Annotated in this window: 8 protein-coding genes; 5 read left to right on the top strand and 3 right to left on the bottom strand. The window is 39.6% G+C overall.

Annotated features, from left to right (window positions below):
• Window positions 1-5: 5 nt before the first annotated feature.
• The 3 genes from adeC to O1450_RS09105 all read right to left on the bottom strand — a co-directional run bounded on the left by adeC (window position 6) and on the right by O1450_RS09105 (window position 5,741).
• On the bottom strand, window positions 6-1,406 hold the full coding sequence (gene adeC / locus O1450_RS09115) for an AdeC/AdeK/OprM family multidrug efflux complex outer membrane factor (RefSeq protein ID WP_269228161.1): 1,401 nt from the start codon (window positions 1,404-1,406) through the stop codon (window positions 6-8).
• Window positions 1,407-1,485: 79 nt separating this feature from the next.
• A complete protein-coding gene (locus O1450_RS09110) occupies window positions 1,486-4,596 on the bottom strand; it encodes an efflux RND transporter permease subunit (protein WP_269230451.1) in 3,111 nt (1,036 codons plus the stop codon).
• Window positions 4,596-5,741 (bottom strand): efflux RND transporter periplasmic adaptor subunit, encoded by a 1,146-nt coding sequence (locus O1450_RS09105; RefSeq protein ID WP_269228160.1) that lies wholly within the window; start codon window positions 5,739-5,741, stop codon window positions 4,596-4,598. The genes O1450_RS09110 and O1450_RS09105 overlap by 1 nt, the downstream gene beginning before the upstream one ends.
• Before the next feature lie 143 nt (window positions 5,742-5,884).
• Between O1450_RS09105 and adeR the strand changes: the two genes are divergently transcribed.
• From adeR to O1450_RS09080, 5 genes are all read left to right on the top strand, one after another.
• Window positions 5,885-6,616 (top strand): efflux system response regulator transcription factor AdeR, encoded by a 732-nt coding sequence (gene adeR / locus O1450_RS09100; protein ID WP_269228159.1) that lies wholly within the window; start codon window positions 5,885-5,887, stop codon window positions 6,614-6,616.
• Window positions 6,617-6,659: 43 nt separating this feature from the next.
• Window positions 6,660-7,739 (top strand): two-component sensor histidine kinase AdeS, encoded by a 1,080-nt coding sequence (adeS, locus tag O1450_RS09095; RefSeq protein WP_269228158.1) that lies wholly within the window; start codon window positions 6,660-6,662, stop codon window positions 7,737-7,739.
• A gap of 280 nt (window positions 7,740-8,019) precedes the next feature.
• Window positions 8,020-10,680, top strand: a complete 2,661-nt coding sequence (locus O1450_RS09090) for a COG1470 family protein (RefSeq protein ID WP_269228157.1) — start codon at window positions 8,020-8,022, stop codon at window positions 10,678-10,680.
• A gap of 19 nt (window positions 10,681-10,699) precedes the next feature.
• The gene (locus O1450_RS09085; protein ID WP_269228156.1) at window positions 10,700-13,387 is read left to right on the top strand and encodes a hypothetical protein; all 2,688 of its coding nucleotides are present in this window, start codon (window positions 10,700-10,702) and stop codon (window positions 13,385-13,387) included.
• Window positions 13,374-17,378, top strand: coding sequence for a prealbumin-like fold domain-containing protein (locus tag O1450_RS09080; protein ID WP_269228155.1), 4,005 nt, complete (start codon window positions 13,374-13,376; stop codon window positions 17,376-17,378). The genes O1450_RS09085 and O1450_RS09080 overlap by 14 nt, the downstream gene beginning before the upstream one ends.
• Window positions 17,379-17,410 lie beyond the last annotated feature (32 nt).

The raw sequence follows: 17,410 nt of genomic DNA, 5'->3' as shown, positions 1-17,410 counted from the left end.
AGCGTTTACGAGGCTCGAGATAAACCACCACCGAGCGCTTTATACAATTCGATCTGATTATTTAACTTGCTTTGTTCTAGCATCAGTAAACCTTGCTGTGCCGCATAAGCAGAACGTTGTGCATCCAATACGGTCAGATAACTATCAATACCCGCTCTAAATCGAGCCGTGGATAATTTATAAGTGGTCTCAGTGGCAGAGACTAAACGACGTTGTGCTGCTAAACGCTCATCAATATGTGCATGTGCAGCAAGGGCATCGTTGACTTCACGAAAAGCGGATTGGATGGCTTTCTCATAATTAGAGAGTGCTATGTTCTGATCTATTTCTGAAATTTTAATATTGGCTTTACGGGTACCCCAATCGAAAATGGGGAGGTCGATACTTAGTCCAATTGACCAAGAGAAGCCACCAGATTTGAATAAATCTTTGAGATCTGCCGATGCATATCCTGCTGAACCTGTCAGGCTAATGGTAGGGAACATCCGTGCTTTGGCTGCACCAACATTTGCGCCAGCAGCCTGCAACTGATATTCAGCACCTTTTAAGTCTGGACGGTTATTGAGTAAATCGCTGCTTAATCCAGTTGCAAAGATTTTTTCTTGGGTAATATTCAAGATTGCGTGGTCAGGCAGTAAACTCTTAGGAATCGTTTGCCCCGCCAATAGATCCAGTAAGTTATGTGCTTGTGCCACTTGAGTTTTATAGGCGGCAACATCATTTCGGGCAGTTTCAACCGATATCTGTGCTTGACGCAGCGGAACTTCGCTATCAATTCCAACATCAAAACGTTTTTTATTCAGGTTGTAGGAATCGAGCTGTGCTTTTAAGGTCTGCTCAGCTAGATTTAAATTGGCTTTTGCATAGGCATAATCCAACCATGCTTGCGAAACTTGGCTGACTAAACTGATCTGCATGGCTTCTTGTGCGCTTTGCGTGGCAAAGTAATTATTCAACGCCACATCTTTTAAGCTTTTGACACGTCCCCAAAAATCCAGTTCATAAGCCGTCATTCCTAGACCGACTTGAAAAGTTGAATAAGGATTGTTTGGGTTCGCAGATGGATTCACCTGTCGAACAGCACTGCCATTTGCTCCAATAGTCGGTAACTGATCATTTTTGCTGATTTGATATTGTTGCTGTGCACGTTGGATATTCAGTGTTGCAGTACGTAAATCACGGTTGCTATTTAAGCTGATTTCAATCACTTGCAATAGGCGTGTGTCTGCAAAGAACTGTTTATAGCCCTGATTGGCAATCGAAGTCCCAACTCTGGTTTGAGAAAAATTTTGTGGAATATCGGATTTAATCACAGGTTTTGGTGCCTGCATATTCATACACGCTGTCAAGGCAATTGAAAGCGTAGAGACAAGCAGGCCACGAGATAAGACAGTCACTTTAGACATGGTCTTCTCCAAATAATATAAGGATAGGTACAGATGAGGAGTCAGAGGAAATCCGTTGATTCCCTCTGCTCAATGTCAGTTAAGATGGATTTTTTTGTTTCGAGGAAAACAGTTTTTCAACTGCACCCAGAATGAAAATGAAGAACACTGGAACAAAGAAGATTGCCAGAATCGTCGCTGAAATCATGCCGCCAAATACACCTGTACCTAAGGCATGCTGTGTTTCTGAACTTGCGCCTGAGGCGATAACCAATGGAATGACACCACAAGTAAAGGCTAACGAAGTCATAAGAATAGGGCGTAGACGGAGTTTTGCTGCTGCCACAGTGGCTTCGACTAAACTCATGCCTTCTTCTTTCAACATCTTGGCAAATTCAACAATCAGAATCGCGTTCTTGGCAGATAAACCAATAATGGTAATCAGACCAATTTTAAAGAATACATCGTTCATCAAGCCTCGAGACATAATTGCAACCACTGCACCAAAGATACCCAAAGGCACGACCAGCATCACTGAAAGTGGAATTGCCCAACTTTCATAAAGTGCAGCCAGAACAAGGAATACCACCAGCATAGAAAGGGCAAGTAAGAACGCCATCTGCGATTCAGATTGCTTTTCCTGTAAGGAAATACCTGTCCATTCATAACCGATGCCTTTTGGCAATTTGGCAATCAGGTGCTCCATCTCACGCATGGCATCACCTGATGAGGTATCAAAGTTCGGGATACCTGCAATACTCAACGATGGACGACCGTTATAGCGATTGTATTGTTGTGGTGCTTTACTCCATTGCGGTGTCACCACTTCAGACAGAGAAACCAACTGCCCATTTGAACCCATCACTTTCAGATTCAAAATATCTTTAAGTTGCATACGTGATTTGGCATCGACTTGCACAATGACTTGTTGCATACGTCCCTGATTTGGGAAATCGTTGATATACATCGAACCCATTGACGTTGAAATGATGTCAGAAACGTCAGAGAATTTCACACCCAGAACATTCAATTTTGCACGATCAATTTTTAAAGAAATATTGTCGCCTTGCGGTAAGCCTTCATTCCAGACCATATAGAATTTTTTGTTCTTGGCAGCCATTTCCATGAGCTGGTCTTGGGCAGCTAAAAGTGCAGGCATACCTAAGTTGGCACGGTCTTGCAAGCGTAAACTAAAGCCTGAAAATGTACCCAATTCATCAATGGCAGGAGGTAATACCGCCATTGTTGCACCTTCTTTACTGTGCGCCATCCTGGCATTAACCGCATTGGTCATTTCAGTTGCTGTTGAAGTACGGTCTTTAAAGTCAGTTAATGTGGTAAAAGCGACAGCCACGTTTTGACCTGAGCCACTAAAGCCCCAACCCATGATGGTCGTGTTACTTTTAACATTTGGATTGTCTTTGAGACTACTTTCAAATTGATTGACCACACCTCGCGTTCTTTCAGCAGTGGCATCTGATGGCAATTGGAATGAGGTCATAAACCAGCCTTGATCTTCCTCAGGCATAAAGGCTGTAGGCCAATACTTCATACCTGCAAAGGTAAGTCCTGTAATCACTACAAAGATCACCATCATCGGAATGCTATGTTTAATCACTTTAAGCAGGATCAATTCATACTTTTTAGTGACCTTATCGAAGCTGCGATCAAACCATGCAAAAAAGCCTTTCTTCTGATGATGGCCATCAATGGGTTTAAGAATCGTGGCGCACAATGCAGGCGTTAAGATTAATGCCAATAATGCTGAGAATAGAATTGAGACTGACATGGTTAAGGTAAATTGTTGATAGATAATCCCGATCGAACCACTGGCAAATGCCATCGGTAAGAACACCGCTGCCAAGACTAAGGTAATTCCAATAATCGGGCTGGTAATTTCCTTCATTGCCTTGGAAGTTGCTTCTTTGGGAGGAAGTCCTTCAGTTGCCATAATCCGTTCGACGTTTTCCACCACCACAATCGCATCATCGACGATAATACCAATCGCAAGCACCATACCAAACATGGTGAGGACATTGATTGAGAAACCTGCCAGTAGCATCACCGCAAAAGTGCCCAGTAATGCAATCGGTGCAACAATCGCTGGAATCAGGGTATAGCGAACATTATGCAAGAATAAATACATCACAATGAAAACCAGTACCATGGCTTCAAGTAAGGTATGAATCACTTTTTCAATCGAAATTTTGACAAAAGGTGCGGTATCATAAGGAATACTAAATTGCATGCCATCAGGTAAATTCAGGTTTAATTCCTCAATTTTTGCTCTGACACCTTCCGCTGTTTTGACAGCATTGGCACCTGGGCTGAGCTGAATCGCAGCAGCCGTTGCAGGTTTGCCATCTTCTAAAATCGCAAAGTTATAGGCCTGTGAACCCATTTCAACTTCAGCCACATCAGAAAGTTTAATCACGCTACCGCTGGTTTTACTTTTGAGGCTGATATTTTTAAATTGTTCAACATCACCTAATTGACCTTGTGCCGATAATGGGATGGTAATCAATTGACCTTTAGGTGCGGGAAGATCACCGAGTCGACCTGGTGCGATCTCGACGTTATTTTCACGGATGGCATTATTAACGTCACTAATTGATAGACCATAAGACACCAATTTATTGGGATCAACCCAAATCCGCATGGCTTTTTCGGCACCGAAGGATTGAACTTTACCCACGCCTTCAACACGTTTCAGTTCTTCGACAACGTTACGGACCAGATAATCACTGAGATCAACTTCCGAATATTGCCCATTCGGTGAGTTGATTCCAACCAGCATCAGGAAGCCCGAAGACGATGCCTCAACTTGCAAGCCTTGTTGACGAACCACTTGCGGTAAACGAGCTTCAATAGCTTTGATCTTGTTTTGTACATCGACCTGTGCCATTTCAACATCTGTACCCGGTTTAAACGTTGCAGAAATTTCTGCCGTACCCGAAGTATCCGTAGTTGAGCTGTAATAGAGCAGATTTTTTACACCCGATAATTCTCTTTCAATGAGCGTGACGACGCTATCATTGATAGTTTTTGCCGTCGCACCCGAATAAGTCGCGCTAATATTGACTTGTGGTGGCGCAACACTTGGAAAGCGGGCAATCGGCAGTTTGGGAATGCTCAGTAACCCGAACAAGATAATGAAAATCGCAATCACCCATGCGAAGACAGGACGGCGAATGAAGAATTGTGACATCATCATTGAGCTCCTTGTGTTGCAGGTACTTTCCAGTTGCTAATTTCAAGTTTTTGATTGGGCTGAATACGGTCTACACCTTCTACAACCACTTTATCGCCTGTTTTTAGGCCTTTATTGGCAATGTAGAACTGATCATATTGTTGTCCCAGTTCAATCGGGCGAATATCTGCGGAACCTTTGGCATTGATCACATAAACTTGCGGGTCGCCATTGATATTGCGTTGAATTGCTTGGGCAGGGACTAGCAAAGCTTGAGGCACTGAAGCACGGTCGATATTCACTCGCACATACATGCCTGGAAGGAGTTTCCGTTCAGGATTCTGAACTTCGATACGAATGGTGACATCACCTGTTTCAGGGTCAACATTAATGTCTTCAAATAGCATTTTGGCGCTGACCTTATAAGGATGGCCATGACTATTAGAAATACGGACAGTTTTTTCATTATTGGCAGACAATTCACCGCTTTGTAGCGCAGCCTGCAAAGTCTCGTATTCACTAATCGACTGTTTTACATCCACATAAACCTTGTCGATCTGTTGTATGGTTGCCATTTTATTTGTATCGCCTTGGCTGACTAGGGCACCTTCTGTTACGAATGATTGCCCAATACGACCTGAAATTGGGGCGCGAACAGTGGCATATTGCAGATTTAGGTTTTGACGAGCTAATAAGGCTTTCATCTGAGCAACATCCGCCAAAGCCTGACGATACGCAGCTTGAGCATTACTAACTTCTTGCTTACTGATTGCATTACTTGGAAGTAATTGTTCAAAACGTTCCAATTGAATTTTTAAACGGGCGACTTCAGCTTCAGCTTTATTTAGAGAAGCACGATTACTATTCACATCAGCCTGAAAAGTTGCCGCGTTAATTTTATAAAGGGCTTGGCCTGCTTTAACTTCACTGCCTTGTCTGAATAATACCTTTTCAATAATACCGCCGACTTGAGGGCGAATCTCAGCAGTTCGGAAAGCCTGTACCCGTGCTGGTAAGTTTTCACTAAAGTTCACTAATTGCGGCTGAATATTTAAAACGCTCACTTTTGCAGGGGGTGTTTCAGCTGGCTTTGCCTCCTCAGAACCACAGCCTTGTAGCACGAGTCCGATAGATAAAAATAATGGAAGTAATAGATGCTTTTGCATTCTGTCCAAGCCTTGGGAGTTTCTGATGCTGACATTATTTTCCAGCTTTGTGTAACCAATATCGGGGAAGTGTGGAAAAAGTGTGGAGATAATCAGATAAATCAGCGTATGATGAATCGATTGTTTTATTGATCTGGATCGTTATGTTTGAGCATTCCTTTTCTTTCGATTATCACGATAAACTTATTCTTGTGGTAGAGGATGAGTATGATATTGGAGACATTATCGAGCACTATCTCAAGCGTGAAGGGATGCGTGTCATTCGGGCAATGAATGGCAAACAGGCGATTGAAATCCATGCCGCACAAACAATTGATCTCATTGTGTTGGATATAAAATTGCCTGAACTGAATGGCTGGGACGTGCTGACCAAAATTCGTCAAAAGGCGCAAACCCCTGTCATTATGCTTACGGCATTGGATCAGGAAATTGATAAGGTCATGGCATTAAGAATTGGTGCGGATGATTTTGTCGTCAAACCCTTTAATCCGAATGAAGTTGTGGCTCGCGTTCAAGCAGTGCTGCGACGAACACAGCAGAGTCAGCCGGTACTTAATAGAAATCTAAGTTATAAAAATATTGAAATTAATACCGAGATTCATAGTGTTTATATTCATCAGCAGCATAAAAAAGTGATGCTAAATTTAACCTTAACTGAATATAAAATCTTACTGCAAATGATTGATCATCCTCATAAAGTATTTACTCGTAGTGAGCTTTTAAATCATTGTCTGCCTGATGGTGATGCATTAGAACGTACAGTAGATAGTCATGTCAGTAAATTAAGAAAAAAATTAGAGGAGCATGGATTGCAGCAGATGTTGATTAACGTGCGTGGGGTCGGTTACCGACTCGATCATCCGCAGGAAATATAGTGTAGTCAAATGATCAACATGCAAGTTATCTGGAAAAAATGTTATGAAAAGTCACTCAGGAATCAGTAAACAGCTCTTTATTGCCTTAAGTATTGTGAACTTAAGTGTGACACTTTTTTCAGTTTTTCTGGGCTATTTCATTTATAACTATGCCATCGATGCGGGATGGATTACTTTAAGTTCATTACAAGAAGATTGGACGGAATTCCATTTTGTCGATTGGATTTGGCTATCTGCGGTGATTTTTTGTGGTGGTATCATTTCTATCATTATTGGAATGCATCTTGCCCAACGTTTTATTAAGCCGATCAATTTCTTGGCGGATGCAGCAAAAAAAATTAGTCAGGGCGATCTATCCGCGCGGGCTGATGACAGTCAAATTCATTCCACTGAAATAGCTGAGTTGATGCATAACTTTAATAGTATGGCGAAACAATTAGAAAGTTCTGTTAAAAAAGCCCAACTTTGGAATGCAGCAATTGCACATGAATTAAGAACACCAATCACAATTTTACAAGGACGTTTACAAGGTGTTTTAGATGGTGTTTTTAAACCTGATGAAATCTTATTTAAAAGTCTACTCAATCAAGTTGAGGGTTTGTCTCATCTTGTTGAAGATCTTCGTACAGTGAGCCTTGTTGAAAATCAACAACTACGATTAAATCATGAATGGGTCGATATTCAGGACAGCGTTGAAAAAGTATTAAAAATATTTGAACAAAGATTCACTACAGCAAATTTAACTGCTCAACTGCAATTAACGACGACTCTTATTTTTTGTGACCGACGACGTATCGAACAAATATTAATTGCTTTATTTGATAATGCTGTTCGATACGCCAATGCAGGGACAATTAGAATTTCTTCAAGTAGCACCGCTAAAGAATGGATTTTAAACATTGAAGATGAAGGGCCGGGCATTTCTCAAGAATATCAACAAGATTTATTCAATCCTTTTTTTAGATTGGAACAGTCAAGGAATAAAGAATTTGGTGATACAGGTTTGGGTTTAGCTGTTGTATATGCGATTGTAATTGCGCATAAAGGTTCAATTGAATATAGTAATCCGAATCAGAATAGTGTGTTTAGCATCAAATTACCGATACAAAAAGATCATATATAAACTTTTTGAAAGTTGAAAATTTAGGTTGTATTTAACTAAAACGTAAGTCTTTATAAATTATCCTTCTTAATTTCGATGGTTTAAATAAGAAATTCTAATTAAAATTTCATTTGCGAATATATTTTTATTCAAATATAACATTAGTAGTTCTACGATAATTCTTGTTGAAATTAAGTATACATATCTCAATTTTGTTAAATTATGTGTTCAATTTGATATTTTTGTAGTATTGTATGCACAGAATTTGAATAAATAACAACTTTTAGTGCAGGTTGAAAATATGATAAGCCGATTCAACAAAAGTGCTGTCTCAAAAACTTCATTTATCGCTTTATTTGGCTTATTTTTGGGATTTCATAGTTCTATTGCATTTGCTCAACCTAAAGCAGGAAGTAGTATCACGAATATTGCAAGTGGTGACTTCTATGATGAACAAGGCAATTTGCAAGTTATTAACTCAAATGCAGTTATTTTAACTGTTCAACCAATCTACTCTTTCGCTTTACAAAGTAATCAGCAAAATATCGGAAATATCGGAAGCAAAGTTAACTTCCCGCATGTTTTAACCAATACTGGTAACATCGTAGACGACTATAAATTAAGCCTTACTCAGTTAACGAATGATCAATTTAATTTAGATAATGTAGCCGTTTACATCGATCGGGATCAAAATGGCGAGCCTGATGATAATAATAATTTACTGAATTCGACGACAAGTTTTCGCTTAGAAGCTGGCGAGTTTGCCTCATTAGTTGTCGTTGGAAGTATTCCAACCAACGTAACTGCAAATAATGTTGCTAATTTTACTTTAACAGCTACAAGCCAGCATGATAATGCAATCGCTATGACCGTAAGTGATACAGTAAAAGTTGTGGATGATGCTGTAATTCAAGTGACGAAATCACAGAATATCAGCACAGGTAAAACTGGCACGGAAATTACTTATACTTTAGCTTATACAAATACGGGTACTGCAGCAGCAAGACTCGTATTAAGAGATATTTTAGCTACAGATGTAACATATAAATCGGGTAGCGGTAGTTGGGGGAATGGTTCAGGATTTTTAACTGATGCTGATGATGTTGAGACGGGTGCAAATGCACCAATAAAATATAAAGTGAGTAATGGGCAAGTAGATGTAGAGCTTGCAAGTGTAGCAGCTTTAAGTAAAGGCACAGTAAGTTTTAAAGTCACTGTGAATGCGAATGCTGCTGAAAAAGTTGCGAATACCGCTGATTATCAACAATACAATGCATCAAATGCTATTCTGAAAAACACGCTAACGAATACTGTAATTTTTAATGTTCAGCAAACCTTAGGTGTTGTACTTAACTATAGCCCAAGTAACGCGAATGATGATGGCGAGCCAAACGGTGGCTTGAATAACTTACAAACCCAAAACAATACTTTTGGGGGCATAGCAAAAGAAATCCAGTTTGATAATTATGTTTGGAATACAGGGCAGGCGACAGATACTTATAATTTAAGCTTCGTTAAAAGTAATGTGCCAAGTTGTGCTGTAGTTCGTTTATATCATGCAGATGGTCGGACATTGCTGACAGATACTAATGGTGATGGTGTCATTGATACAGGCGGATTGGCTTACGGCACTTCAAAAAGAATTAAATTAGGGGTTTATTTCCCATCAAATTGTACGTCTACAAGTACAATGGATTTCGATATTACCGCAACTTCCGTAACAGATACTAGCGTAAAAAATAGTACGCGTGATCGATTAGTTAATACAGTTGCTGTGGGCGAAAGCGATTTGTATAACAGTAACAATTCAGGTGTGGGAGTTGGAAACGTTACTGGTTCAGGTGGGCAAGCCTTATTGGTGAAAAATGCTATAAAAGGTGCAACAGCTGTTTTCCCACTTGTTATTCGAAATAATAGCACTGCCTCAAATAATTATAATTTGTATGCATCGAGTACAGCGATTGACATTAATAGTATCAATACGACATTACCAACAAATTGGGTCGTGAAGTTCTATAATGGTGATGCAACATGTCAAACCTTACAGGCTGAAATTACCAGTACTGGCAACATGGCGGCTGGAACAACTAAACAGTATTGTGCGGTTGTCACTGTTCCTGCGGACACGACTTTGACAAGTTTACCAATTTGGTTTGCTATGAAATCACCGATGAATGCTCAAGGTGACAGTATTAAAGATCAAGTTGATGTAGCTGTACGCAAGTTGACTTTAGCAAATGATCAACAAGGGCGGATTAATGTAGGTGGTACGGTTGTATATCTGCATACATTAAAAAATATGGGTACATTTGTTGAAGGTGATACAAGCGGAAAAGTAAGTCTTAGCGTAGTCCCTCAAAATATTAATGATGGTTTCACTTATACTTTGTATTACGATGCTAATAATAATGGTGTATTAGATACCACAGACCCGATTGCTACCGATTTGTCTATAACTGGTGGATTAAACCCACAAAGTTCAGTTCAGCTAATTTTAAAAGTTCAAGCTCCATTAACAGCAGCAAATGGTATTTCTAGTGCAGCGAATATCGTCGTCTCTGCTACGAATACAATCCAAGGTTTAACGCTGACAACAATTCAAAATACAGATTTAACAACAGTTGATCCTACGCAACTTCGTTTGACCAAAGAGCAGTCTAAAGATGAAGCATGTACACTTATGAATGTTGCCACCGCGACCTATGCGAGCAACCCATTGACGATTAAGCCAAATCAATGCGTTACCTATCGTTTAACAATTAAAAATGATGGTTCAACACTAGCAGCAAATGTCGTGATTAATGATGTTGTACCTGCTTATAGTATTTTGCGAAATGCATTGCCGCCGTCAGTGAGTAAGGGTTCTGTAGCTGTGAGTGGAGATCAAATATCTGGAAATATTGGAGCACTTGCGCCACAGGAGCAAGCAGCGTTGTATTTTTCTATTCAGGTTACACCTTAAGTTAGGCGGATGCTAGAAGATGAATATAATCAATAAATTAGAAAATTTCCGCAATAGCAAGATCACTTTTGGGATTTTGTTGGTTACGTTATTGGGAGTGCATCAGTCTAGCTCTGCTGCTGTTCCTACGCGCCAGATCATTAGTAATATGGCGATCGGTGAGTACACCGAAGAAGGCTCAACCGTTGTTCAAGTCAGCCGTTCTAATTTAGTTCAAACAACGATTCTTCCAGTTTATTCTGTTAATTTGACTGCCAATAATACTAAAAGTGTCGCAGCGGGTCAGACGGTATATTTCAATCATACTTTGACTAACACGGGTAATGAGGTCGACCAGTATACCTTTGTGGTGACAAATAATACTGGAGATAGTTATGACTACAGTAATCTATCTGTATTTTTAGATAAAGATAATGATGGCGTGCCTGATGGCGCAGCGATTACTTCTTATTCCTTAAGTGCAGGTGAGTCAGTTGGTCTTATTGTGGCGGCAAATGTACCGAGTAGTGCAACGGTTAATCAAAATGGATTATTAACATTAACTGTAAATTCTTTAAATAGTGCATCTGGAACAAAGACCAATGTCGATACAGCAACTGTTACCAATCAGTCTGCTTTAGTTGTTCGTAAAAAGTTTTCTCAAACAAGTGTGGCAAATGGAGACGTTGTTACCGTTCGTTTGGATTATGAAAACTTAGGTAGTACAGCGACAGGCTCTGTAACTTTAACAGATACACTCAATTCAAGTTTGGCTTATCAACTAAATGCTGGTGAGAATTGGAATGGTGCAACTGTAAATCCGAGTACTGGGAGTAACGATCCAGTAGGAATCAATTACAGTGTGACATCAAATACTGTAACTGCGGTCATTAGCTCAATACCAGCAAATGCAACTGGCTATATTGAATTTAAAGTTAAAGTAAATAAAGTAACTGCTGGACCAATTAATAATACCGTTAATTTTCAGTATGATCATGATAATAGTGCAGCAACTGCAAATATATCTGATCTCAGTAACATAGCTGTACTTAATGTCGCTTCAATTTATGCTGTCAAAATTAATGGTAGCGCAAGTGATGTAAACAATAGTGCTACGGTTATAGCTTCTGCCGCTTCTCAGGGTGGAGAGCTTACGTTTAATAACTATGTTTGGAATACAGGTAATAATACTGATGTATTTAATGTAACAATGACAGGTAGTACATTTCCTACAGGTAGCCAAATTGAATTTTATCGTGCAGATGGCGTAACACCATTATTAGATAGCAATGGAGATGGTATTCCTGATACAGGTTTATTATCAGCAGGCGTAAATTTACCAATCGTTGTTAAAGTGCGTTTACCTAGTAGTTATGCTGTAACGACTGATACGACATTCGAAGTTTCACCTCAAGCGCAGTCTTTAGGTGATATAAGCAAAACAAGTTTGATTAAAGATCAGGGTAATTTACTTGCCACAACGGTAGCACGTTTAGTTGATTTGACGAATAGTCCTGAAAATAATGGTTTGGGTAATGGAAATGTCGATAATGCTGGTAATCCGTGGAAAACCGTGATTGCATCAACAAGTATCAATCCTGTTGCGGGTGGGCAAGCAATATTTCCATTAAAAGTGAGTCATACTGGTATTGGAACTGAATATTTACTCAGTGCGAACTCAACAAGTGATTTTACAAGCTTAACATTACCTAATGGTGTAAACCGAGTTCGTTTTTATGTTTCTGGAAATGGTTCAAACTGTAGTGTCTTAGGTAGTGAAACAGGTAAAACCATCTATCTGAATAATGGTGAAAGTCAGTTAATCTGTGCTGTTGTTGAAGTGGATCAGTTGAATGGTAGTGTAACTACACCGATCTATTTCCGCGCTCTTTCTACAAGTTTTGTAAGTGGTAATAATAGTAGTAATCCTAGCCAAGATATTATTAAGGATGCGATTACCATTCAAAGTGTCAACTCTGTGGCTGAAGTTGAATTCACGCCAAATTCTCGTGGACAAGTCTCGCCATTAGGTACTGTCATTTATAGTCATCTTTTAACCAATAATACTGATGTTGATTATACAGGGAACTACAGTTTTCTCTCGAATAACGATCAGGTTGAGTTTAACAGCACTCTTTTCTATGACGTAAATGGAAATGGTGTTTTTGATGCTGGGGATTTGGTGATGAGAAGTTTAGCTGACTTGCCAGGTGGAAAATTAGCAGCACATACTCAAGTCAAATTATTGCTTCAGGTTAAAAATCTTGTAGCAAATAATATTGCCCAAGCGAATACCACCACGATTAATTTAACGAATAATGCTAATGGTCAAGTTGTGGCATCAATTACCGATGTAACCACAGTGAATCAGACACAATTGAAGCTGAGTAAGTTGCAAGCACGTGATTTTGATTGTAATGGCACAGCTGATGAGTCATATACAACAAATAGTCTAAATATCGGTAAACAAGCAAATGGCCAAGGTCAGTGTGTTTTGTACAAGGTAATCTTAACCAATACAAGTGCTACTGCTATGAGTAGTGCATTTACCTTTAGAGATATGACGCCTGCATATACAGTTTTATCTCAATCACCTATCTGCACATCGTGTAGTGGTATGACGGCTCCTACAGTTGGTAATGCTGGTGCGGTTTCAGGAACATTAAATAGTGTAGCTGCAAACCAAAGTTATGAATTTAATTTCGGGGTGCGCTATGTGGGTCAGTAAGCAAAAAATGAAAAAGAATATCTCTAATTACAGCATGATGAATCATAAAGTTAGTTATATATATACTTTGGTTTTGTTTATCTTAACTTGTTTGATGTGTAGTCAAGCTGTATTGGCTGCTCCACCAACTCTTGAGATTTATTCAACCTCTGGTACAGGGCAACAAGGACCAACAGCTAATACTACAGCACACACTTTTTTGCTAAATAGAAATAACCCATCTGATAATAATAATGAGACATACGCACCAACAACAACCGTTAGTTATGCGATTACGAATTCTGTTTTTAATGCAACTCCTTATTCTCCAAATAATAATCAGTTTAATAAGCCTAATTTTTTTATTGGCGGAGATATGGATGCTAATAGTGTCGTAATACCTGCAAATGTATTGCGTCCTATGAATGGTTTTGGTAGTCCTACTGACAATATGTTTGCTGCATCTTTACAGAATGCGCCAACAGGCTGTATTAATGGTGCCGCTTGTTTAAGTACAAATGGTGGGATCAGTGCAAGTATTAACCATGGTGTAGCTATGGAGCTTACATTAAGAGGGGTAAATAGCACATCTAACCCAACTAATTCTAGAGTGAAAATGGGGACAGTTGTCATAAGCTTTAACCGTGCAGTTACTAACCCTATATTACAAGCAAGTGCACTTGGTGGAGAATCCACAACAGGTTTAGGTTTTAGTGCTGAATTTACGCTAACGGGTAGTAATGTTCCTGTGGTAATGAGTCGTTTAGCGGGAAGTCAAGAGTTAACCGTTAGTGGAAATAATATTGTAAATAATGCCACTACAATTAGAGCAGCCAGTGGAAATGGTGGTGCGAGTGGAAGTGTTTATGTTAAGGGTAAGGGGATTACGCAGTTAACATTTGATGTATATGTTCGTGGTGATGGTAGGGCTGCTACATGGGGGGCTACTTCATCCGATGCTTTCTTCTTTGGTGTTTCTAGTATGGATGCTGATAGTGCAATTGCCCTTGTCAAGAGTCAACGTGTAGGCAACACAGGAAATTTTGTACAAACACAATTAAATAATGTACCTGTTAATTCATTGATGCAATATCAACTGGAAATTACCAATAATACGCCAACGGGTGCGACATTGGGCGGTACAGTCGTTAATCTGCCTTTTGATGATACATTACCTATAAGTTTAAAAAATGTTTCCGTTGTTTCAACAACACCCACAACACCTACTGGTGCCAACCCAACTACAGCATGTACTCCAACTTTAACAGGTAATAATACCGCAGGCTGGAAAATTTCAGGGTTATTTACAGGGATAACTACAGCAAAGTGTACAATTGTTCTTCAAGGAACAGCAACCGCAGTAGGTACGTTAACCAATACAGCAACAATAGAGTCAACCTCATCAGATACACCTGTGAGTAGTGTTGTTAATGCAGTTATTGTTGCACCAACAGCTGTAACTGCTGATGCAACTGTTTTGGAAGCTCGCTTTAGTATTACGCCCAACTTACCTACTATTGTTCGAGGTCGTGTAGGTACTCAACTCATTGATATTAAAAATGAAGGACCGAACGATGCAACGAATGCAATTGCGACTTATGTTTCTGCACCACAAACTGGTGTGACAGTCACAGGTGTGAGTGTTGTTGGTGGAGCTGTATGTACTCCAAGTGGTAGCAACTGGACATGCCCTTTAGGCAACGTGGCTAATGGGGCTATAAAACAATTATCTGTGAGTTACAGCACAACGGCTGCTTCATCTTTAGGTACTGCTCAGCAAGCAACCGTTAAAGTGTCGAGTAATGAGTTTAACCCAGGTAGTGGTGTAGGAGAGTCTCTCTATAAAGTATGGGGAACTAATCAACAAAATGAATATAGACCTAATGGTGCATTTTGGGTCGGTTATGAAGGAACTGGTGGGACTGCAAGAGTTGGTGCTTTTGCTGATGAGAATTCATCTATCGTGAGTGCATGGCCGGCTAATCAAGCGAGTCCAACAGGTGGATACTTAATTTCAGGTAGTAATGGTACGCGTGATTCAACTTATGGAGCATCTAGTACCACTGCTTCTGCAATGATTCAAAGAATTATTACCAATATGAGTTCAGATGCGAATTCGACTGTACAACTTAATTTAATCAATACACCTGATATTGGAGATAACCGTCGAGCATGGGAATTTACCACAGGTGTATATATTGCTAATTCACAAACAGTCACTGTATGTATTGGTAACACAAGTGTCGGTATTGATGATAGTGGCTATATTATGGTGGATGGTGTTGTAGTGAGTAGCTCAAATAACTTTTTGGGTGGTGGGATTTCAGCATCAACATCTTCTGCTTTAGCACCAGGTTATCATCGAATTACTTACCGTATTGCAAATAGAAACACCTTTGCTGGAGCGAGTGAGCGTGCTGCTGGTGGTTATGGATCAATTGGTTTATCACTTAGTGGTAGTTGTTCAACTGCAAACTATGACATTGCAACTAATAGTGGGGTTCCTGCAAGTATCAATATTATAGATGGTGCAAAAATTAAAATTGCTAAAAACTCTGTGAATGGGACGGGTACGTTTAACTATATTAATCTTAGCAATCTTGTAAATAGTACAACAGCAGTTACCACGGATTCTGTAACTACAGTCACAGCAGGAACCACAGCAACCTCTGCACAACAGCTTTGGGCGCAAACATTGAATACAGATGTTTCTTTTACAGAAAGTGCTTTAGCAGGATATGTTTTATCAGGTGTTAGCTGTGTAGATGCAAATAGCGGTGTAACAGGGAATACAGGTACTTTTTGGACGCTTGTAAATAATATTGTGACGATTCCCGCTGTTCGCATAAAAGAAGGTGCCAATATTACCTGTACTTTTACAAATACTAAGCTTGTTTACGTTGATATTACTGGACGAGTATTTGTTGATAATAGTGGAACAACGCTAGATGTGAGTAAAGCATATAATGGCATACAGGATGCAGGTGAAGTTGGGATTGCAAATAGTACAATTCGTTTGAATAACTGTAGTACTACACAGTTAGCTTCAACAGAGACAAGTGCAAATGGTGATTATGCTTTCTCAATTGAACAAAGCTTATTACCATCATCATTTTGTATTGTTCAGCAGAATTTACCAGAATATATTTCTGTCAGTGGCACAACGGGCTACACTCGTTCAACAGATACTATTGCTTTAACCAAGACAAGTGCGACAAGCTATACAGCAAATAATTTTGGTGATGTGATTGTTAATGTTGTGTTGAATGAAGATGGACAGCATACAGCTATTGCTGGAGATGTCACTGACTATCCTCACCGTTTAAGCACACAAATCCCAGTTCAACTCACTCAGTTATTACAGACTCAGACTCAACAACCAAATGCTAGTGCTGATCAACCTTGGCAGGCATTGGTTTATCGAGATACGAACTGTAATGGTCAGGTAGATATGGGTGAAATTGTATTTAACCCAACTGCTGCAAGTACTGTTCTACTACAGCCAAGTGTTGATATTTGTTTAGTACAGCGAGTTCATGTACCAACTAATGTTACTGCTGGTGCACAACATATTGGAACTCTTCAAGCAAGTTACCAATTTGCTCTGACAAATCCGTCACAAACGATTTTAGGGCAAACGCTTAAACGTCAGGATGTGACACTTATTGGTAGTGCTGGTTTAACACTGACAAAAAAAGTTCGTGCAGTTGCAAGCTGTCCTTCGACTTCTGCCGATACAAATGCATTTGTAACGACTAATCAGGCTGCTAAGCAAGATAATTTAGAGTATGAAATCACCTACAAAAATAACAGTACCAAGAAATTACAAAACGTAAAAGTGAAAGATAGTTTACCAATTGGTACTAATTTTGGCAGTGTGAGTTGTAGCCTAACACCAAGTGGAAATACTTGTAATACAAGCCGTTCTGGTGATTATCTTGAATGGAGCTTGACTGGGTTATTAAATCCTTCAGCTTCAGGCACTCTAAGGTTCTGTGTGTCGCAAAAGTAAATTATAGATAAAGTATGCCGAAAATATTATTG

The sequence above is a fragment of the Acinetobacter sp. TR11 genome (assembly GCF_027105035.1).
GTDB lineage: Bacteria > Pseudomonadota > Gammaproteobacteria > Pseudomonadales > Moraxellaceae > Acinetobacter.
The sequence above is the reverse complement of the archived record's forward strand: the minus strand, read 5'-3'. Positions and strand labels throughout refer to the sequence as shown.